This is a genomic window from Dendronalium sp. ChiSLP03b (assembly GCF_034531165.2).
In the GTDB taxonomy this organism is placed as follows: Bacteria; Cyanobacteriota; Cyanobacteriia; order Cyanobacteriales; family Nostocaceae; genus Dendronalium; species Dendronalium minutum.
This window is the reverse complement of the sequence record NZ_JAVRBR020000061.1, coordinates 41951-62486: the sequence shown is the minus strand read 5'-3', so window position 1 is coordinate 62486 and position 20536 is coordinate 41951. Positions and strand designations below refer to the sequence as shown.

Here is a 20536-nt window from a genome sequence, read left to right as displayed (position 1 = left end):
TTGCGTGCGCGGGTTCTCCGCGTTGAGCAAACTTCGGAAGAACATAGAAGGAGATGAATTTTCACATTTGGGATATTCCCTTGGGAACCACCAATGTTTGACTCGCATTTTTGAGGTAGAGTGACCCAATACTTCACACTTCAGCTAAGTCTGAGCGTACATTCTAAAATTAATTTTTGATTTACTAAGGAATAGGGTTGAATCTCTAAAGCGCGTTTAAAAGCTTTAATAGCTTGACTGTAATCTCCTAGTGCGGCATAACACAAGCCCATGCCGTGAAGTGCCCCGAAATGTACTGGATTAATCTGAATGACCATCTTACAGTCTGCCAGAGATTGTTTATAATCACCCATGCTGTAGTAGAGAAAAGCTCGCCGATTCCAGGCTTCAGCAAAATCTGGCTGTTCTTTGATCAGTTCTGTCAACATCTCTTCGGCTTCAGCCATTTCCCCAGCATCAAGTAACTTTTGACTCTGGTCGATTCTTTCTAGCCCGTAAATTCCCTTTTGCTGAAACCAGATACGCCAGAGTTTTTTAGTTGCTTGGTCTCGGACTGTGGCATCGGGGTTTTTCAAGTCTTCAAGTAAGGAATTAATCGATAAAGAATCCATGAATTTGAGGTTAGTGATTGTCTCCTTGTATCAAGGTATCAATTTTCGTACAAAATCTACTAAGTCTTTTTTAAAGTCCTCTTTAAAATTCTCCCATAACATTTGCGAGTTAGGCAATTCGTGTGTTATTTGTTGTATTAACCAATACTATTAATACAATACTCGACATATCAAGTCATAAGTGATTGATTACTAAGATACCAAACTGTTGAAAACAAAGACTAACTATTGGTAGTTGACGAATACGTAGTAATTAATAGTTCATAAAAACATTACAAAAAGATCCATGATTATGCCAAAGCCAAATCGCGTTTCTAGGCATATAGTCCTCACGTCCCATCCCAGTAGCTTTGGCCCCAAGCCAATCCCCATTCACTGGGGAGCAGCCGATCCAATGCAACGCGGCCCGGTAATTGCGACGCTAACTAAGCAGACACATCGCAATGTAATTGGTACCCATTCGGGTAGTTATGCCATTTATCGCGCTTTAGCGGTGGCTAGTGGCGCTTTGCAGTCCGATCATCGTGCCGATCTGACTAATACATCCCCAGTAGAACATATTGGACCGCACCCTAGTTGGGCAGATCCTGAGAAGATTGTTTCTCTCGACCCTTTTGGCGCGATCGCATCTGAGGTATTCGCACCTTATTATCAACAGGGCTACGACATCCGCCCGACGATCGCCATTACTAAAGCACATATTAATATGCCAGAACTGCAATACGCCGTAGAAAAAGGGCGGTTGCAGGTAGATGGCGAGATTATGAAACCAAACGGGGATTTGGTGGTAACAAAAGCTGCTATTGAGCCTGTTTGGTATTTACCGGGAGTTGCCAAGCGCTTTGGCATTTCCGAAGGAGATTTGCGCCGCGCTTTATTTGAACAAACTGGGGGGATGTTCCCAGAACTAGTCACGCGTTCGGATTTGGAAGTGTTTTTGCCACCAATTGGCGGTTTGACGGTGTATATTGTTGGCGATATGGCAGCGATCGCCGACCCCAATAAACCAGTAGCCGTGCGCGTACATGATGAATGCAATGGTTCTGATGTGTTTGGCTCAGATATTTGTACCTGTCGCCCTTATCTCGTACACGGTATCGAGGTGTGCGTACAAACAGCACAAGAAGGCGGTGTTGGGGTAATTGTCTATTGTCGTAAAGAAGGCCGCGCCTTGGGAGAGGTAACAAAATTTTTAGTTTACAATGCGCGCAAACGCCAAGAAGGAGGCGATCGCGCTGATGCCTACTTTGCCCGCACAGAATGCGTAGCAGGAGTGCAAGATATGCGCTTTCAAGAACTGATGCCGGATGTGTTGCATTGGTTGGGGATTACCCGCATTGACCGTATGGTGTCAATGAGTAATATGAAATACAACGCTATTACTGAGTCAGGTATTGAAATAGGAGAACGCATACCAATCCCAGAGGGTTTGATTCCCCAAGATGCAAGGGTAGAAATTGAGGCGAAGAAAGCTGCTGGTTATTACACTACAGGAGATGTGTTAGATGCAGATGGTTTGGCTGAGGTCAAAGGACGAGGCTTAGTAGATTGAGTATAAATTAGGGAGCGAAGGGCAAAGAGGCGGAGGGGCAGAGGGCAGGGGAGCAGAGGGGCACAGGAGAACACCTTACTCAGAACTCAGCACGGGCTAAACGCCTCGCTACCGCTAACAGCACTCAGAACTCAGCACTCAGATGATGGGAGAGTGGAAAAATGGAAATACGAACCGCCAAGACGCAGAGGACGCAGAGAGAAGAGGAAAGGGAGGCGATCGCATATTTTCGTTCTCCGGCTGCTATTAGGGAGCGTTGTGAGCAAATATTTGCATGGGTAAATGAGGGACATTCACGTTATTTTGCTTGTGATTTGACGCAGTTGGGACGGGTAGCAGATTATGTGATTGAGGTAATACGCTGTGAGTATCCAGATTTGCAAATTCCGTTTCATAGTCGTTGGCGGCATTTTGAAGTTGGGAATGTATCGCGATTAACTCAGTTGGATACTCTGCTAGCTGGACTATCGCCTTTGGAAAAAGCTGCCGCTAAATTTGATTTAGCAATTATCAGTGTATTGTTGGATGCTGGTGCAGGAGATAGTTGGCGTTATTATGAGCAGGAAACTCAGCTGACTTTAGGGCGTTCCGAAGGGTTGGCTATTGCTAGTTTCCAGATGTTTTATGAAGGGACTTTTTCTAGCAATAACTTTTTGCAAGTCGATGCTTTGCGATTACAAACATTAACAGAAACAGAACTTGCTACTGGGTTTCAGGTAAATGCAAACAATCCACTAGTGGGTATTTCTGGGCGATGGAAATTATTACAAAAACTAGGTCAAGTGCTAGCTTTTTTCCCCCATTTATTTGGCGAGGAAAATCCTCGTCCAGGAAATTTAGTAAATTACCTATTGAGCAAATCTCAAAATGGGCAGTTAACAGCTTTTACCGTATTCAGAGCCGTTTTAGAAGGACTCAGTGACATCTGGCCGGGAAGATTAGAAATTGCTGGAGTTAACCTTGGCGATGTTTGGCAACACCCATCCCTAGAAAAAGCAGAATTACTTTATCCTTCATTAGTGCCATTTCACAAACTTTCCCAGTGGCTAACATATTCATTATTGGAACCACTACAGGAACTCGGTTTAGAAATTACTGGTTTAGATGCCCTCACTGGATTACCAGAATATCGCAATGGGGGATTATGTCTCGATTTAGGGCTTATTAAAGTCAAAAATCCAGATATTTTGCACTCATCTCACTCTGTAGCATCAGAGGTTATAGTTGAGTGGCGGGCTTTGACTGTAATCCTTTTGGAGCGAATTGCGATCGCAGTACGCGAAAAGTTATGCATGACTGCTGAGGAACTACCACTAGTAAAAATCTTGCAAGGGGGAACCTGGACAGCAGGACGCAAAATTGCCGCTGAACTCAGAACGGGTGGTAAACCTCCCATACAAATTGAAAGTGATGGCACAGTCTTTTAGGTATCAGTTGTCAGTTGTCAGTTGTAGAGACGCGATTAATCGCGTCTGTTATCAGTTGTTAATTGCAATTGACCACTGACTAACAACTAATGATTAATATGCAAAATCAAGTAACAATTATCGAACATCCATTGATTCAGCATAAACTGACACTAATGCGTAAAGCTGAAACCAGTACAACAAAATTTCGCAACCTGCTTAAGGAAATTAGCTTGTTGTTAGCTTATGAAGTAACGCGAGATTTACCGCTGAAATCTGAACAGATTAAAACACCACTGGCCCCCATGAATGCACCAGTACTTGCCCCTGATAAAAAGTTAGTGTTAGTTTCGATAATGCGGGCAGGCCAGGGAATTTTGGATGGAATGCTGGAGTTAATACCATCAGCACGGGTTGGACATATAGGTTTATACCGCGATCCGAAAACCTTGATTCCTGTTGAGTATTATTTCAAGGTTCCTCATGACGTTGAGCAACGAGATATGATTGTAGTAGATCCGATGCTAGCGACTGGTAATTCTGCTATTGCAGCAGTCGAACGTTTAAAATCAACTAATCCCTTATCGATTAGATTCGTCTGTTTATTGGCAGCACCGGAAGGTATTAAGCATTTCTGTGAGACACACTCTGACGTGCCTATTTATGCTGCTGCTATTGACGATTATTTGGATGAGCATGGCTATATTATTCCTGGACTAGGAGATGCCGGCGATCGCTTGTTTGGTACAAAATAAGCTGATAGTTAAGATAGGGAAAAAAAGTCAAAGTAAGAGGTTGATTAGCAGGAAAAAGTAGATTTTTCTGAGTTATTTTCCTCCTGGCTATTGCTTAATTCTAATATATCCATAGGGGAAGATAGAAGCTCAGCTTCTATCACTAACATTTTTGTATTATCTGGTTTTTCCATATGTCATATCCAACTATTGGACAACTAGAAAGAGAAATTTCACAGCGTATCAGTTCTCTCTATCATGAAAAACTGGGACAGCGCCCTAGCCAAATTATTTGTCATTTTTTTAATAAAGAAATAGTTATTTCTCTAGAAAACTCCGTTACACAGACTGAGCGAATTTTGCTAGATGAAGGTAATGAAATATTGGCAGAACAAGTGCGATCGTCTTTAGAAAAAATAATTAAACCGCAACTCCAAAACTTAATTGAAGAACTTATTGGCAAACCTGTTATTGACCTGATAAGCAATACAAATTTAGTAACAGGTCGTACTGGGATAATTGTTGTTTTAAATCAATTGCCTGAAGTTCGCAATCCTGAATCTATTCCTAAAGGGAATTTGAAAAATTTAGCTGACTGAGATAGCATCCAATTACGACTTCTAATTTATTAAAATCGTAGGGTTTGGTAATGTAATCATCAGCACCTGTAAGGACAGAAAAATTATTGTTTTGTACCAATGTTAAAGGTATTACTGCAATGATAGGGATAGTTCCCGTTTGTGGGTCTTGCTTGAGATAAGCAATTACTTGGCTGCTACTTAAATCAGACAGCATCATATCTAATAAGATTAGGTCAGGTTTATGAGTTTGTGCCAATATTACTGCCCTCACCCCCTGTTTGGCACAAATACACGATAAATTTAATGTTTTTAGGTGAGAATCTAGTAATTCCAAATTACGTAAATTTTGCTCTACAACTAAAACTAACGGTCGTCCATCCATAAACAACTAATCACCTCTAATGAGAGGTTATACACCCAGACTTTACTGTATAGTTACGAATAACCTCGCTTTAACAAGGTTATGTTCTTTGATAAGCGTTTTTGCGTATGTACGAGGCTTCCTTCAAGCGGCAGAGTGCGGCTTGAAATGGACTAGCTCGTATATGAATTACTAGGTTGATTGTCTACGCTGATATTGAAGGTAGACAGTAACAAGCTTAAAAATCAAGCAAATACTGACATCTTCCTCATAAATGTACATTTAGTCAAGCGGGAATTGATGACGGATGACTGTGAACTGTCATTTTGTTGGAGTTCCCTAAATACTTAGTTAGACTCGCGATTTTCTGGAAAATAAGGAACACCTAATGCTTTTGGGGGCGTAGATTTGCCAGCTAATCCTACCAATGCCAATATCGCGATCGCATATGGTAGCATCGTCAAAAACTGATAGGGAATATTTGCACCTAATGCTTGAATTCGTAATTGCAAAGCTTCGGTAGCACCAAATAGTAAACAAGCTGAAGTACTACCTATAGGATGCCACCTGCCAAAAATTAATGCTGCGATCGCAATAAATCCTTTCCCAGCACTCATGCCTTCTGTAAAGAATTTTATTTGCACTAAGGTAAGATAAGCCCCTCCCAAACTGGCAAGACAGCCACTCATCACTACAGCCCAATATCTCACTCTTTGCACAGATACCCCAGCCGTAACCGCAGCTTGAGGATATTCCCCCACAGCGCGCAAAGTCAGACCGAAGCTGGTACGAAACAAAATGTATGTAGTTAATGCGATTAAAAATAACAGTAAATATACGAGAATATCTTGCTGGAACAACAATACTCCAATTAAAGGAATATTAGCTAGACCAGGAATGACAATAGCCTCAATTCCTGGTAATCGTTGGGCGTTACCACCACTAAATACCAACCGCGCCAAAAATGATGTTAAGCCAGCAGCTACGAGATTAATTGCTAATCCTGATACTAGTTGGTCTACGCGCAAACTCACGCATAGAAATGCATGGAGTAGACCGACTAAGGAGCCAGCAATCAAAGCAGCGAGGACACCAACCCAGACATTTCCGGTGTAAAAGGTGGCAGCAGCGCTGGAAAAAGCACCAGTAAGCAATATGCCTTCGAGAGCAATATTTAGCACTCCTGACCGTTCCGAGTACAATCCTCCTAGGGCGGCAAATGCTAAAGGTATGGCTAGACGCAGACTAGCAACCAGGTAATCAGAGAAGAAACTGAGATGATTTTGACTGCCTAATACCATGATTTAAGATTATCAGCTTAGCGGCGATCGCCCATACCAATTTTGGATTTTGGATTAAATATCCGGCGTTGCATAGTTGCGGGATGATTTAGCAACTTCTAAAATTCTCCCCCTGCATCCCCTGCCTCCCCTGCTTACCCCAATTCATCCCACTGTTATGCAACGCCGAAAAAGGGAGCGATCGCTTATAATTTTCACTCATTGATGAATCTGAGAACTCTGTGAATGAGTCTTTGATTCTCGTGGATAAGTCTTTAATACTCTCAGGCAAGTGCGAGTGTTTAAATTTTTAGCTAATCGTTTTTAACCTCCACAATAGCGCTTGTACCTTGAGTTCCGTAGCGAGTCACTGCGGAGACAGTTGCACTCTCAATCTGAGTATCATTCAGCACGTAAGACGTTTGCTTCACAGGTAAGATATTTGTTGTCCACTTATCTGCCTTTTTAGTCTGCATAACCCATAACCAAACTTTTTGTTCGCCAGTGGGTTTCCAGTTGAGTTGAATTCTTTTCCCAGTAGCATCTTTTTGAATATCTAAACTGGGTTTACCGGGTAGTGTATTATCCAACCAGGGCGATGCTGGCACTAAAGCAGGAGTGGCGTAAACATCTTTGGTTAATAAGTCAGAAATGCCACCACGATTTTGCATCAGTGGTTTCATACTGTAATGAACGTTGCCACCTGCCCCAGAATAACCCCGTGTAATTTGAATTTGAGAGAGTATTTCTTTAGCAGGCCAAGCTGTAGAACTGTTATTAGCCACGCGGCTGGTAAACATTCCCGGCCAAATATTTCTACCTTTGGTATTTTGTTCTAACCACCAGTTCAGTAACACTGGATAACTTTGTTGAACCTGTTCAATCTTCCAATATAGTTGCGGTGAAAGATAATCTAACCAGCCATTCTCTAGCCATTTGCGCGAATCAGCATATAGCTGTTCGTAAGCGTTAAAGCCGCGTGCATCTTCCTTATTTGCAAGCTGTTTTGGATAACCCGGTTGCCAAACACCAAAGGGACTAATGCCAACTTTTACCCAAGGTTTGGCGATTTTAATATCCTCATACAAATGCTGTACAAATGTGTTGATATTTTCTCGCCGCCAGTCACTACGGCTATTTTGGCCTCCGGAACGCAGATATGCTTGCCAACTCGGTTCATCCGGGAAATCAATAGTACGATGTTGCTTATCTCGTTCTGGATAAGGATAAAAATAGTCGTCAATGTGAACGCCATCAATATCATATCGGTTGACAACATCCAGAATCACTTTGAGTGAGTATTCCTGAACAGCCTTTTCTCCTGGATCTAACCAGAGATACTTACCGTACCGCTTGACTAATTCTGGATGGGTTTTGCTGATATGGTTAGGAGAAATTGCAGATTTAGCTTGGGGATGATGGGCGCGAAAGGGGTTGAACCAAGCGTGTAACTCTAAGCCTCGTTTATGCGCCTCTTCCACTGCAAAAGCTAAAGGGTCATAATTAGGTTCTGGTGCTTTGCCCATCTTGCCAGTTAAATACTCTGACCAAGGCTCGTAGGGAGATGAGTAAAATGCATCACAACCAGTACGTACCTGCAAAATGACAGCGTTGAGTTTTAATTGTACTGCTCGGTCAAGCATTGCAATTAATTCCGTCTTTTGCTGGGCGGTGGGTAAACCGGGTTTTGAAGGCCAATCAATGTTTGCTACTGTAGCAATCCAAGCACCTCGGAATTCTCTGGTGGGCGATGGAGGGATGATGTGGTTTTTGTCTAAAGACTTAACGTTTTGGCTGACGCGGGGACGCGAGGACACGGGAATGCGGAGAGATTTTAATAATAAGTTATTACTCGGGCTTGATATGACATTTTCTGGGTTGCGTGGAGAGTTAGCTTGGACAGAGGAATTTGCCAGAAGTAAGAGTCCGCTGAAAAAAATGGCTTTGATGTTCACAAAAATTCTGATAGTTAGCGTTGTGGGAGCAAGTGCGATTTCTGAAGACGACAAGCTGGTTGTTAAGTTCCGAAATCTTTGGGAAGGGGGAAGGGGAGCAGAGAGGCAGGGTGACAAGGGAGACAAGGGAGAAATAATAACTACTTCTGCCTAGGGACATCCAATAATTAAATTACTCAATTCCTGCATCCAATACCAGTATCCAATTTCTTCTCCCCCTGCCTCCCCTACTCCCCCTACTCCCCCTGCTCACCCAAGCGATTGATTATTTTTTTATTTGGAAGTCCCCTATTGCCTGTCTTACGCAAATCAGTTCAGAAATCAAAGCCGATTGCTGTATATGTATCTCAACTACCAATAAGGTTGGTTCATTACTAGTGCAGTTTTAACCAGCAAATGAATATTTAGTAGCTTTATATTTTTGCCATAAGGCAAAATTTATTGTTGCTCTGAAATTTTAAATTAAAACTAAAAAATAAAAAATGATTTAAGCCAATATTGCCAAAGCAATATAGATGTTTTAAAACATGGTAATACGCGCTTATACAATATTAAATAAAAAAAATTTCTCAAGAAATGTTGAGTTCTTCCTTCCCACAAGCACATGTATCGTCTAGTATAGTTTTTTAGTGTCTTAGCTCTAACTTAGGTTATTGATGGAACCTAACTATAGAGGGATGAAATGGGGAACGTGCTGTTAATAGTAGCGTCAATATTTGCTGTCTAAACTGCTTTGATGTCTCAACGACTACAAAAAGTGGAAAACATTTATTTAATCCCTAAAGAATTGAATTTTATCTTGCCCACAAATATAGGTTTTTTTGCTCATGCTCGATGTATCTATTGAAAATTCTCCACTAAATCAGCAACTGCTTAATACTATCGACTGGAACGTCGTTGAAACAGAATTTAATCCCACAAAACTACATCATCAAGAAACTGTCTTCACCCTGAGCAATGGTTATTTAGGAACACGGGGGACTTTTGAAGAAGGATACCCCAATAATTCTGCGGCAACATTGATTCATGGTATTTACGACGATGTAGAGATTGCCTATACCGAACTTGTAAACTGTCCCAACTGGCTGCCGTTAGTGGTGATAGTGGCAGGCGATCGCTTTAGCATGAATAGTGGAGAAATTATCAATTACGAACGTCGGCTTGACCTACGCTTAGGTATAGTTAGCCGTGATGTCCGGTGGCGTTCACCCAAAGGTCATACCCTAGATTTCCACTTTGAGCGTTTCACCAGTTTGGCAGATCGGCATGTCTTAGCAATCCGCTGTCAAATTACATCTATAGATTTTGAGGGTGATATTGTAGTCGAAGCTGGATTTGATGCCAAACCAGACACCCAAGGCATGGGACATTGGCGAACCATAAACCAAGGTGGCATAGACCGGATTATCTGGCTGCAAAACCAAACTCTGCGCTCAGGCATTCAACTGGGAATGGCAGCTAAGTTGGTAGTAGAAGGCGATGATACTGCAACCATTTGCATAGAGAATGCAACTGTTTCTCCTACCTTGGCAACTAATTTTCAATCCTTTCCCGGAAAAACGATAACTGTAGAAAAAATTGTCACCCTGTTTACATCACGAGATGTAGAAATTCCCATTGCAGCAGCTATCCAGAGGTTAGCGGACGAACCGAGATACACTACCCTACTAGCAGCTCACATTGCAGCATGGGATCGAGTGTGGCAAGACAGTGACATTATTATAGAAGGCGATCGCCAAGCTCAGTTAAGCGTTCGCTACAATCTATTCCAATTACTGGCTGTAGCACCGCGTCACGACAACCGAGTCAGCATTCCTCCCAAAACTCTCTCCGGTTTTGCCTATCGCGGACATATTTTTTGGGATACGGAAATTTTTATCCTTCCCTTGCTCACCTTCACCCAACCAGACTTAGCACGAAACTTACTCACCTACCGCTACCACTCATTACCAGCAGCAAGACGCAAAGCCCAAGAAGCAGGATATCAAGGAGCTATGTTTGCTTGGGAAAGTGCCACCACTGGCGATGAAGTGACTCCCCGTTGGGTACCAGATGCCAAGGGCGGGTTAGTGAGAATCTGGTGCGGTGATATTGAAGTGCATATTACTGCTGATGTCGCTTATGCAGTTTGGCACTACTGGCAGACCACCGACGATGATGAGTGGATGCGAGATTATGGCGCGGAAATTATCCTTGATACGGCTGTGTTCTGGGAAAGTCGAGTCCAGTGGAATCAAGAACGCCACAGCTACGACATTTTAGATGTCATTGGGCCTGATGAAAATCACGATCGCGTCAATAATAATGCCTTCACCAATTTGATGGTGCAGTGGCATTTACAATCTGCTTTAGCACTGGGGGACTGGTTGCAGCAGGCTTATCCTGAAACATGGGCACAACTAGTACAAAAACTCAACTTAACTCCAGAACGTTTGCATCGTTGGACAGAAATTCAAGAGCGATTATTTGTCAACCAAGATGCAGAAACTGGCTTAATTGAGCAATTTGAAGGCTTTTTTGAGCTAGAACATGTCAACTTGGCTGATTACGAACCCCGCACTAAATCCTTACAAGGCTTGCTAGGAATTGAAGCCACAAGCCAAAAGCAGATTCTCAAACAGCCAGACGTGTTAATGCTCCTATATTTGCTGCGTCAGCGTTACGACCATCAAACCCTGGCTAGCAACTGGGACTATTACACCCAACGCACTGACCACACTTATGGTTCCTCACTAGGCCCAGCAATTCACGCTATCTTAGCTTGCGACCTCAATCAACCAAACCAAGCCTACAACCACTTTCTGCGGGCCGCGTTGGTAGACTTGGAAGATGTCAGAAGTAACGCAGCCGAAGGAATTCACGCCGCGAGTGCTGGCGGAGTGTGGCAGGCTGTGGTTTTTGGGTTTGGCGGTGTCCGCATGACTCAATTTGGCCCGATTGCTTGTCCCAATCTACCTCATAATTGGCAGCGCCTCCAATTTCGGTTGCAATGGCATAACGAGTGGTACGAGTTTGACTTGCGACAAGAAACAGAAATGGTTATAGGAAAGGAAGTCTCAGCTGTCAAGTTGACTGATAACTGATGACTACCGAACAACAATTTAATTACTTTGTACTCAGCAACTCTAGAGCATCAATTCAGTAATCAGAAACCTAACCTCCAGCCCCTTTGCCTACTAGGAAATGGAGAGAATTCAAAGCCTCTTTCCTGCAAGGAGAGAGGTTTTTCATATACCGTGAAAAATCAGATTAACTTTCATCTCTTCGGATTAAAAGCTTTCAATTCTCCACAGTTGTAAGCTATGTATCCACCAAAAGGTATATTTTCTGAGAAACTAGTTAATAGTCAATAATCAGTGGTCAGGATAAAAAAGAACAGGTGAGACCAGCCCCCGTCTTGGCGGTCTCCGTCACGATAGCGTAGCGTTAGCGAGTCTTCGAGCGTCTGGGGGACTGGCGTTAGCGACGAAGGAGCGTCACCCGAAGGGGAACAGGCAAAAATAGTTAGTTATATTTCTTCCTCACCTCCCTCTGCCCCTCTGCACCTCTGCCCCTCTGCCTCTCTACTCTCCTTGCTCCTCTTATCCCCAATCAGGGGAAATTGCGCCTATCTTGTTCGGTTCTACGACTGTCATCAGTAAATAAATGACTATAACCTCATAGTAAGTAGGGAAATGCTTAATCTCAACGCTCTCCAGTGGCTCTAAAATCAAGGGGTGAAAACTTGTGTACGAATGGATATTGCCAAGTCTGAGTGAAATTTTAGCCGACAGTCAATCAACTGTGGCTGAATGTTCGCCAACTAAAGCAGAGCAACAGTGGCGCATCAGTTTAGCAGCGACAGAACATTTGCTAATTAACACTTTAGCAAATGCTGGATGTGACGCAAGTCAAGGATTAGTGTTAGCTGCTCCAGCACCCCTATTTAGTCAGCCAATATTGACTCAAAATTTACAGACAGTAACTTTTACAGCAAGACCGTTTAATCCTTTGGCACTGATGCCATTTCAGATGCCAGATGCGATCGCTATGCCAGATGAAGAAATTACTCCCCATGAGTCGGTACTACCTTTACTACCTGCCGATCCGCTGGCTGCGGAGCAGTTTTGCTTGGTTTTCACAGATAAATTTAGATTAGTGCTGGTTTTAGCAGAACAAAAAAGCGGTAACAAAGCATTTTTATTTTCCTTTGAGCCAGAGGTAGTCCAGCAGGCCTGGCGATCGCTAGGAGCGCGCGTTATGCTGACTAATCCAGATTTATTCGCCGAATTGGATGCATTAGTAGAACAATACTCCCCAATAGCACCAGATTACCGCACTGTAATTCAGTTTAGCCAGTTGTTGCTTCAGGAATTAACACCAGATGATGACATGGTGAAAGAGGACACGGGGATACGCGGACATGGGGATACGGAAAGTTCTTTATCCGCTTCACCCTTAGGGTACTCTGCCAGAACCCCTGCGGGGAACACCAGTCGCCCCAAGTCTTCTCCTGTGGTCGACGCTACGCGAATGCCGCAAAGCGGCTCAGTCCAAGGTGCTGGTTCACTGCGTCACCACGTCACCACGTCTTCTTTCTCCTCGTCTTCCGAAACTCCTCCCCGTCCCGATGTAGAATTGCTCCAAGCCTTTGCCCATGAAGTTCGCACGCCTTTGACAACTATTCGCACCATGACTCGCTTGTTACTAAAGCGACAAGACTTGCCTGCCAACGTGATTCATCGTTTAGAGGTTATCGACCATGAGTGTACCGAGCAAATTGACCGCATGGAGTTGCTATTTAAGGCAGCAGAACTAGAAACTAGTGCATCGGTAAAATCTGCTAACACTCAACTGACACCAATGTCTTTGGATCAAGTGTTGCAGCAGAGTATTCCCCGCTGGCAACAAGCTGCCAATCGACGGAACTTAACTTTAGATGTTGTGTTACCCCAGCAATTGCCAACAGTAGTCAGCAATCCCAATATGCTGGATCGGGTACTGACTGGTTTGATGGAGAATTTTACCCGCAGCTTACCTGCTGGCAGTTGTATTCAAGTAAAAGTTATTCCAGCTGGCGATCAACTAAAGTTACAATTATTGCCTCAGTCGCAGTGTCAAGATACAAATCAAGCTGCCACACCTGCAACACCACCAATCCGCAAAGCCCTTGGTCAATTGCTGATGTTCCAACCAGAAACAGGCACAATTAGCTTGAATATTGCTGCAACCAAGCATTTGTTTCAAGCGATTGGTGGCAAACTGATTGTCCGCCAGCGTCCACACTACGGGGAAGTTATGACTATTTTCTTACCATTGGAAGTTAGCGGTAAGCAAAAATTAGGAGTTTAGGAGTTAGGAGGCAGGGTAGCAAGAGGACGTGGATATAAGGAGAATTTCTAACTTATAACTGCTCACTCAGCGAGAAGTTGCAAGCAGCAGCCAGTCCGTTGTGGGGGTTCCCCCCATTGAAGAAACTGACGTGGTTTCCCTTTGGGCAAACTTCTGCCAAGGGTAGTCACTGCGGTCTTGGGGTTTCCCCAAGTGGAGCAAGTGGCGTGAAACGCCAAGGGCGAACCGTGATTCAGACCTCTCAAGTCAGGTTTGGGTATGGTGTGTCGTGTCTACTCGCCAATTGCAATGTAAAGGTAGAACCTTCATCAGGCCTGCTCTTGACAGAAATAGAACCACCACAACGCCACAATAACCGCTTCACAATTGTTAACCCCAAGCCAGCGCCACCCAAATCTTCTGTTAATCCTGAACGCACACGATAAAAGCAGTCAAAGATTTTGGGAATCTCGCTTTCAGCAATACCGATGCCTGTGTCGCGGAATTCTAATTGGACATAATCACCGTGAACACGCGCTCTTACCCATACTCGACCACCATTGGCGGTAAACTTAATGCTGTTATGCAGTAGATTAATGACTATCTGTTTTAGCCCACCAGTCACACACCAAACAGCTGGAAGTTCAGTTGGTACAGTGTAGGCTAACATAATACCTTTTTCTTGCGCTACAGGCTGGTATGTACTGACTACCCCAGGCACAATATCTGACAGGCGTACCAATTCTAAAGTCGTCTTCTCTAAATTCTGCTCTAGATCCACCAGATCCAATAAACCCGTAATCAAAGTACTTTGGCGATCGCACTGCGTATTCAGCATCTGTAAGTAACGCTGTCGCTGTGGTGGTTTGAGAGTAGGGGAATTTAAGAGCGAGAGTGCTGTCTTCATCTGCGTCAAGGGTGTACGTAGTTCCTGACACATATTTCTTAAGTATTTATCTTTAAGTTGCTCCTTATTGTGCAGCTTTTGATTTTGCTGTTGTATCTTGGCAATGCGCTCACTCCGGTTTTGACGATTCATCTCATCCTGTCGCTGGAGTTGTTTGGTCAACAATTGACTTACGAGTGCTGGTTCGGATGCAATAGGATAAGTAATATCCGCAACTGCAATGGAAGAAGATGCTGGTGCGATCGCCACTTTCATGCCGTCTAATACTCGCTGAATGACTCTGCTCTCCATAGTAGTCATAGCCAGCAAAGGTGGAGCCTGCACAGCGTTTTCCTTGGCTAAGACACGCGTTTTACCTCTTTTGAGCGGTCGATATACCAAAATTAAACTGCAAAACTGCGGCGACAAAACTATCAGAAAGTATTCCCGTTGTAGATGCCTATATGGTAATAACTGCACGCTTAGGTGATTGGCAGATGAGGGGATGGAGGGATGAGAAGAAAGATTTGTAACAAGTTCTCCTCTGCTCCCCGAAGTTTGCTTGGAGGGTTTCCCTCCAAGCAACTTCTCTTTCTGCTCTCCTGTTCCTTTCTCTCTCTCCCCAATCTGGCAAGTATAGATGCTAGCATCACTCACCGAAGATTGATAACGCACTAATTCTGCGTGCCAAATTTTTCCAGGTGGTAGCTTAACCCAGACTGTTGCGGCGATCTGCTGCTCAATCAGTAAGTCTATTTGCGATCGCACCAGTGATAGCAGAGTAGCAGGATTGAGGGGCAATGGCTGGGGAGGCGCTTCCACTCCCAAAGCTAACCGATAAAAAGACAGATCCTTACGCGGAGAATCATTCATGAGTTAAGCACAACAACAAAAAGTTTGGGGAAAAAATCACCGTGTCACTGATTTTCAGGCTTACGTGTAATTTTTTTACAAAAAGCCATGAATTATTTAAGGGGAGGGGACTGGATAAGAGGGGAAAAAGTCAAAGGTTAAAGGGCAAAGGGATAGTTCTTTCTCCTTACCCCTTACCCTTTTCCCAATACCTAATTCTCAATCTTTAATCTTTCTTGTAAAGCATCACGTGCGTGTTCTCGGTCGTCAAAGTGGATTTTTTCTGTACCGAGAATTTGGTAGTCTTCATGACCTTTACCAGCAAGCAATACCCCATCGCCGGGTTGTGCTTGTAAGATAGCGGTACGGATGGCAGTAGCGCGATCGCTGATTACTGTCGGCTTTGCAGTTGGGGGAATTCCTGCTAAAACATCTTGTAAAATTCGTTCTGGGTCTTCGGTGCGGGGATTATCGGATGTCACCACCGCTACATCAGCTAAATCAGCAGCGATTTTTCCCATTTTAGGACGCTTGGTACGATCGCGATCGCCTCCACAGCCAAATACGCAAATCATCTTACCGGGTATAAACGGACGTGCCGCTTTCAGCAAATTCTCCAAACTATCTGGGGTATGAGCATAATCAACAATCACGCTAATGTCTTGCTCATGACTAATCTGCACCCGTTCCATCCGTCCGGGAACTCCTGGAAATTCAGGGATTGCAGAGGCAACTAATTGCAAATCTAGCCCTAAGTGTAAAACTGCTCCCACTGCTGCTAAGAGATTTTCTAGGTTGTATTGACCAACTAAGGGCGAGCGAAAAGTTACATCACCTTTTGGTGTATGTAACTTGCCACTGACACCATTAGGCTGGTAACTCAGGTCACTCATCCACAAATCAGTACTGTTGTCGTTAACACTGTAACTCCAAACTTGTTCGGGATTCAATGCGGCGATTAATCGCTTACCGTAGGCATCATCAGCATTAATTATTGCTCGTCCTTTGAGATAATCAGGGCTAAATAACAATGCTTTGGCAGCAAAATAATCTTCCATATCGATGTGGTAGTCCAAGTGGTCTTGGGTGAGATTGCTGAACACCCCCACCTCAAACTCACAACCTAAAACTCGACCTTGGGCTAAAGCGTGGGAACTCACTTCCATCACCCCGAATTCACAACCAGCATTCACCGCTTCTGCTAGCTGCTGTTGCAGTTCCACAGCAAACGGCGTAGTGTGGACGGCGGTTTGCTCAAAACCAGCCCACCGAGTGTAGAGAGTTCCCATCAAAGCGGTAGATAGCTGGGCTTTTCCCAACAGAAATTCAATTAGGTGAGTAGTTGTAGTTTTACCATTGGTACCCGTCACACCCACCATTTTGAGTTTTTGGCTGGGATAATTGTAAAAAGCTGCTGCTATTTGGGCACAGGCTTGAGTCATGTTGTTGGCACTAATGACAACAGCCTCGGAGTTGGGAGGATTTTTCTGGACAGCTTCAGCCGAGACAATCGCCGCCACAGCACCCGATGCGATCGCACTTGGCCAAAACTCTCCCCCATCTACCCGCGTTCCCGGCATCCCAATAAACAAATCTCCAGCACTGCAAGCATGGGAATTCGTCTTCAAACCCCTAACTTCTGCATCCTCAAAAGTCGGATGGTTAGGCAATTGCTCAACACTGTCTACTACTGCTAGTAATTCCCGCAATTTCATCTTGTGAACCTCGTCACACGCTTTCCTTGCGCCTATTCTGCATTATTTTTTTGATTGTTGGATAAATACTTAGATAGCATTTGCTCCAACTGCTGCACACTAGCACGGGGAGAAGGACGCGGCAAGGGTTGTTCGATGACATTTACCTCTTCGTTTGCGTTTTTACGGTTCGATAGATAAAGTACAGGCACTTCATACTGATAAGCACTGAACCAATCTTCACGAGTTGTAATATCCCGAATTTCCAACTCGAAACTGAGATTTTGAATTTTTTCTAGTTTTTCCTGTAAGCCTTCACATAAATGACATCCAGGTTTACTGTATAAAATTAATCGCATTTGCCTAAATCAATTGCCTATAGCCAAAAGATGCAATATATCGCGTCTCTACATGTCATGATAGGCGTAACTGGATAGCGATCGCTGGAATATATTTTCTCGTAGTAGGGGCGATCGCTTCTAAACATGTTAAAAAATTTATAACCATAAATAAAGCTAAAACTTGAGTTTTGGTGTAATTTTTTTCGGGAGCATCCCACTTTTTGCAACGTCATTGCGAGCGAAACGAAGTGCGGTGAAGCAATCACAAAATCTCGCACTAAGAACAGGTCTTTGCGATTGCTACTCTGCAAGAAGGCTCTGCCTACGTCGTACCTCCTCTCTACGAGACGCTACGCGAACGCAATGACATTTTACATTTAATTATGTCTACCTACTTCAAAATTCTAATTTTAGAGAACTATTCAGAAAACTTGCATTATTACGATTATTTTTTTGTAATTCTTTATTTCCAAAACTAAATTTGAGAAATAATCCCATAGTAATTAGCAAAATTGTGATTATAGCAGCTATTAAACCAACTGAAATAAACTGATTATATTGTGGTATTGAAGCTTTATTTCTTACCTGAAACGGCTCTAATTCTTCAAGTTTTAAAGGAATATCAGACTCATTGTTTGCCAAAGAGAAAGCTGTAGAAGAGATAGCAGAACTAGGTGTAGTCCATTTCCAAAATTGGCTGTAGTTTTCTACTATTAGATTGTGAACTCGATCGATATCTTTTTGGAAAAAATTGCTTGACCCAATTTCCTGAATAACAAAACCCTCTAATAGATAGATTTTTCTACCAAAAGAGTCTTTAAGTACCTGATTACTACCTTGAAGATTGATATCTTTTTCTGTAGCTTCGAGTACTCGAAAGATAATTGTAAAGTCTCCGACTTTGGAATCTTGAACTTTACGAACAAAAACATATTCTGATTTAGTTAAATCACCATCAGCAACTTTAGCCAACAGGTTGGAAATACCAGCCTGATAAATGAAATCAGGAGCCACTACAGTTCTATAGTCAAGATCGCGATTGCGACTTACAAGAAAGGGCCAAGCCTTGATACTCATATTCCTACTCCTTCAAAGCATGGTTTCCCGGCAGCCTTTGCAAGTCGTTTACTATTGGCATTTAGGAACTAACAATTTGCATCATGAATAAATAACAGTTTTTCATAACCACTGATGCTTGTCGATACATATAAGTTCTTAAAAGTTCGCATAAAGTTCTGTAAAAGTGCCGATAAATAGTTGTAAGTATAAATACGGCAGCGAAGAGTAGGCTATGAACTTTGAGGAAGGACTGGAAGTAGCAGATGAAGTGGTCTTTACCACAGTCGGAAGACGGCTGAATACCGTGGAAATTTCTATTCTACGAGGTTCCTGGGAGAATAAGACATACCAGGAGATTGCTAAAGAAACAAGTTACTCGGTGAGTTATTTAAAGCGAAGTGTCGGGCCAAAGTTGTGGAGGATTTTGACAGAAGCGTTGTGCGAAGAAGTCAGCAAAACGAACTTCAAATCGTCTCTGGAACGCAAGTGGCGAAAGCATACAAGCAGATGGGTTAATCAGAAGGTGACAGAAGAATCTCTAATCCAAAACCCAAGTTGCACTTCCAGCGGACTAAAGCGATTCCCAATTAAAAATCAAGCTGATTGGGGAGAAGCAATAGATGTATCTGCGTTCTACGGACGCATAGATGAACTTGCGAAATTAGAACAATGGATTTTGAACGATCGCTGTCGCTTAATAACTATATTAGGTATGGGTGGCATAGGCAAAACAGCCAACGCAGCCAAATTAGCAATACAAATTCAGTCTCAATTTGAGTATGTCATTTGGCGATCGCTACGGAATGCACCATCTATAGATGAAATGTTAACCCAACTGCTGCAATTCCTTGGGCAACGCCAAAATGATTTACCAAAAACGGTAGACGAGGAAATTTTAAGGCTGATGGAAACTTTGCGATCGCATCGTTGCCTGATTATTCTGGATAATGGTGAATCGATATTACAAAGTGGCGATTCTAAAGGTAATTATCGAGAAGGTTATGAAGAATATGGTCATCTACTCCGTTGCATCGCAGAAATACCCCATCAAAGTTGCTTATTATTAACTTCTTCTGAAAAACCCAAAGGTTTAGCAAACAAGGAGGGTGAACACTTACCAGTTCGCTCAATACGACTAACAGGTTTGCAGTTGGCAGAAGGAAGAAAAATTTTTCAACTAAAAGGTACCTTTAGTGGGTCAAAATCGGAATGGGAATCCGTGATTAAGCATTATGCTGGTAATCCCTTAGCTTTAAAAATAGTAGCCACAGGTATTCTGGAAGTTTTTCAGGGGAATATTTCTAAATTTTTGAAATATCGGCAACTAGAAACATTAATCTTTGATGATATTCAGAGTATTTTACAAAGGCAATTTAATCGTTTGACAAATGAAGAGCAGACCTTGATGTATTGGCTAGCAATTAATCGAGAATCAGTTGTTGTTGAGAAATTACAAGAATATTTTGTAAACCAAAAATCACAAAGCGAATTACTAGAAATTTTAGTGTCACTACTAGAGCGATCGCTGATCGAGATAAATGATAATTGCTTTACACAACAACCATTTATCATACAGTATGTGACAGAAAGATTTCTGAAACTTTATCATCAAGAAATTACACTAGAACAAGCAAAAATTTTGAGTAGCTATAAACTATTAGAGACGACAACAAAAGACCCATCAAGAGAAATTCAAATTCGCCAGCTTTTAAAGCAGATTACAGATGGAATACATATAAAAGCTACGTATAAGCAAAATCTTGCCAAGAACCTGAATCGAAACATCAATAAATCTCAGACTAGGAATAAGCATCTCACTAATAAGCAAAAACATGTTTTGGCATAATAGAAGCTCAAAAACATGCGATCGCTGTCTTTCTGTTCATATCCTGCGATTAGTTAAAAAAGAGCAAT

General features: G+C 42.8%; 17 protein-coding genes. 8 read left to right on the top strand and 9 right to left on the bottom strand.

Annotated elements, in window-relative coordinates; genetic code table 11:
* Window positions 1–140 precede the first annotated feature (140 nt).
* Window positions 141–611, bottom strand: coding sequence for a tetratricopeptide repeat protein (locus RMY31_RS15565; protein ID WP_322659025.1), 471 nt, complete (start codon window positions 609–611; stop codon window positions 141–143).
* 292 nt (window positions 612–903) lie between these two features.
* On the opposite strand from RMY31_RS15565, the gene RMY31_RS15560 reads away from it, so the two are divergent.
* From RMY31_RS15560 to upp, 3 genes are all read left to right on the top strand, one after another.
* Window positions 904–2163, top strand: coding sequence for a GTP cyclohydrolase II (locus tag RMY31_RS15560; RefSeq protein ID WP_322659024.1), 1260 nt, complete (start codon window positions 904–906; stop codon window positions 2161–2163).
* 161 nt (window positions 2164–2324) lie between these two features.
* Window positions 2325–3590 carry a URC4/urg3 family protein gene (locus RMY31_RS15555; protein ID WP_322659023.1) on the top strand — a complete coding sequence of 422 codons (1266 nt, stop codon included), beginning with the start codon at window positions 2325–2327 and terminating at the stop codon, window positions 3588–3590.
* 98 nt (window positions 3591–3688) lie between these two features.
* Window positions 3689–4324: a uracil phosphoribosyltransferase gene (gene upp / locus RMY31_RS15550; protein WP_322659057.1), complete on the top strand. Its 636-nt coding sequence runs from the start codon at window positions 3689–3691 to the stop codon at window positions 4322–4324.
* Window positions 4325–4368: 44 nt separating this feature from the next.
* On the opposite strand, the gene RMY31_RS15545 is transcribed toward upp, so the two are convergent.
* Complete coding sequence (locus RMY31_RS15545) at window positions 4369–4497, bottom strand: hypothetical protein (protein WP_409877982.1); 129 nt, start codon at window positions 4495–4497, stop codon at window positions 4369–4371.
* On the opposite strand from RMY31_RS15545, the gene RMY31_RS15540 reads away from it, so the two are divergent.
* Window positions 4498–4902, top strand: coding sequence for a DUF2294 domain-containing protein (locus tag RMY31_RS15540; protein ID WP_322659022.1), 405 nt, complete (start codon window positions 4498–4500; stop codon window positions 4900–4902). It abuts the gene before it with no gap.
* Here RMY31_RS15540 and RMY31_RS15535 read toward each other — a convergent pair.
* The 3 genes from RMY31_RS15535 to RMY31_RS15525 all read right to left on the bottom strand — a co-directional run bounded on the left by RMY31_RS15535 (window position 4871) and on the right by RMY31_RS15525 (window position 8342).
* Window positions 4871–5266: a PleD family two-component system response regulator gene (locus tag RMY31_RS15535; RefSeq protein ID WP_322659021.1), complete on the bottom strand. Its 396-nt coding sequence runs from the start codon at window positions 5264–5266 to the stop codon at window positions 4871–4873. The genes RMY31_RS15540 and RMY31_RS15535 overlap by 32 nt on opposite strands.
* Before the next feature lie 326 nt (window positions 5267–5592).
* Window positions 5593–6546 (bottom strand): ABC transporter permease, encoded by a 954-nt coding sequence (locus RMY31_RS15530; protein WP_322659020.1) that lies wholly within the window; start codon window positions 6544–6546, stop codon window positions 5593–5595.
* A gap of 293 nt (window positions 6547–6839) precedes the next feature.
* Entirely contained in the window at window positions 6840–8342 is a 1503-nt protein-coding gene (locus RMY31_RS15525) for a glycoside hydrolase family 10 protein (protein ID WP_322659019.1), read from the bottom strand.
* Between the two features lie 46 nt (window positions 8343–8388).
* On the opposite strand from RMY31_RS15525, the gene RMY31_RS15520 reads away from it, so the two are divergent.
* From RMY31_RS15520 to RMY31_RS15510, 3 genes are all read left to right on the top strand, one after another.
* A complete protein-coding gene (locus RMY31_RS15520; protein ID WP_409877981.1) occupies window positions 8389–8634 on the top strand; it encodes a hypothetical protein in 246 nt (81 codons plus the stop codon).
* Window positions 8635–9307: 673 nt separating this feature from the next.
* Entirely contained in the window at window positions 9308–11563 is a 2256-nt protein-coding gene (locus RMY31_RS15515; protein ID WP_322659018.1) for a glycoside hydrolase family 65 protein, read from the top strand.
* 643 nt (window positions 11564–12206) lie between these two features.
* Complete coding sequence (locus RMY31_RS15510) at window positions 12207–13811, top strand: HAMP domain-containing sensor histidine kinase (RefSeq protein ID WP_322659017.1); 1605 nt, start codon at window positions 12207–12209, stop codon at window positions 13809–13811.
* A gap of 241 nt (window positions 13812–14052) precedes the next feature.
* Here RMY31_RS15510 and RMY31_RS15505 read toward each other — a convergent pair whose 3' ends face one another.
* From RMY31_RS15505 to RMY31_RS15490, 4 genes are all read right to left on the bottom strand, one after another.
* Window positions 14053–15549 carry a DICT sensory domain-containing protein gene (locus RMY31_RS15505; RefSeq protein ID WP_322659016.1) on the bottom strand — a complete coding sequence of 499 codons (1497 nt, stop codon included), beginning with the start codon at window positions 15547–15549 and terminating at the stop codon, window positions 14053–14055.
* A gap of 191 nt (window positions 15550–15740) precedes the next feature.
* Window positions 15741–17243, bottom strand: coding sequence for a UDP-N-acetylmuramoyl-L-alanyl-D-glutamate--2,6-diaminopimelate ligase (locus RMY31_RS15500; RefSeq protein ID WP_322659015.1), 1503 nt, complete (start codon window positions 17241–17243; stop codon window positions 15741–15743).
* Between the two features lie 32 nt (window positions 17244–17275).
* Complete coding sequence (locus tag RMY31_RS15495; protein ID WP_322659014.1) at window positions 17276–17581, bottom strand: glutaredoxin family protein; 306 nt, start codon at window positions 17579–17581, stop codon at window positions 17276–17278.
* A gap of 378 nt (window positions 17582–17959) precedes the next feature.
* Window positions 17960–18640: a hypothetical protein gene (locus RMY31_RS15490; RefSeq protein WP_322659013.1), complete on the bottom strand. Its 681-nt coding sequence runs from the start codon at window positions 18638–18640 to the stop codon at window positions 17960–17962.
* 214 nt (window positions 18641–18854) lie between these two features.
* Between RMY31_RS15490 and RMY31_RS15485 the strand changes: the two genes are divergently transcribed.
* Window positions 18855–20468: an NB-ARC domain-containing protein gene (locus RMY31_RS15485; protein ID WP_322659012.1), complete on the top strand. Its 1614-nt coding sequence runs from the start codon at window positions 18855–18857 to the stop codon at window positions 20466–20468.
* The last annotated feature ends 68 nt before the right edge of the window (window positions 20469–20536 follow it).

Bases quoted from the DNA above. Each gene is read 5' to 3' on its own strand.
- RMY31_RS15560 (WP_322659024.1), top strand. From the start codon at position 904: ATGCCAAAGCCAAATCGCGTTTCTAGGCATATAGTCCTCACGTCCCAT.
- upp (WP_322659057.1), top strand. From the start codon at position 3,689: ATGCAAAATCAAGTAACAATTATCGAACATCCATTGATTCAGCATAAA.
- RMY31_RS15530 (WP_322659020.1), bottom strand. From the start codon at position 6,546: ATGGTATTAGGCAGTCAAAATCATCTCAGTTTCTTCTCTGATTACCTG.
- RMY31_RS15485 (WP_322659012.1), top strand. From the start codon at position 18,855: ATGAACTTTGAGGAAGGACTGGAAGTAGCAGATGAAGTGGTCTTTACC.
- RMY31_RS15540 (WP_322659022.1), top strand. From the start codon at position 4,498: ATGTCATATCCAACTATTGGACAACTAGAAAGAGAAATTTCACAGCGT.
- RMY31_RS15505 (WP_322659016.1), bottom strand. From the start codon at position 15,549: ATGAATGATTCTCCGCGTAAGGATCTGTCTTTTTATCGGTTAGCTTTG.
- RMY31_RS15520 (WP_409877981.1), top strand. From the start codon at position 8,389: ATGACATTTTCTGGGTTGCGTGGAGAGTTAGCTTGGACAGAGGAATTT.
- RMY31_RS15515 (WP_322659018.1), top strand. From the start codon at position 9,308: ATGCTCGATGTATCTATTGAAAATTCTCCACTAAATCAGCAACTGCTT.
- RMY31_RS15500 (WP_322659015.1), bottom strand. From the start codon at position 17,243: ATGAAATTGCGGGAATTACTAGCAGTAGTAGACAGTGTTGAGCAATTG.
- RMY31_RS15495 (WP_322659014.1), bottom strand. From the start codon at position 17,581: ATGCGATTAATTTTATACAGTAAACCTGGATGTCATTTATGTGAAGGC.
- RMY31_RS15565 (WP_322659025.1), bottom strand. From the start codon at position 611: ATGGATTCTTTATCGATTAATTCCTTACTTGAAGACTTGAAAAACCCC.
- RMY31_RS15555 (WP_322659023.1), top strand. From the start codon at position 2,325: ATGGAAATACGAACCGCCAAGACGCAGAGGACGCAGAGAGAAGAGGAA.
- RMY31_RS15535 (WP_322659021.1), bottom strand. From the start codon at position 5,266: ATGGATGGACGACCGTTAGTTTTAGTTGTAGAGCAAAATTTACGTAAT.
- RMY31_RS15490 (WP_322659013.1), bottom strand. From the start codon at position 18,640: ATGAGTATCAAGGCTTGGCCCTTTCTTGTAAGTCGCAATCGCGATCTT.
- RMY31_RS15545 (WP_409877982.1), bottom strand. From the start codon at position 4,497: ATGGAAAAACCAGATAATACAAAAATGTTAGTGATAGAAGCTGAGCTT.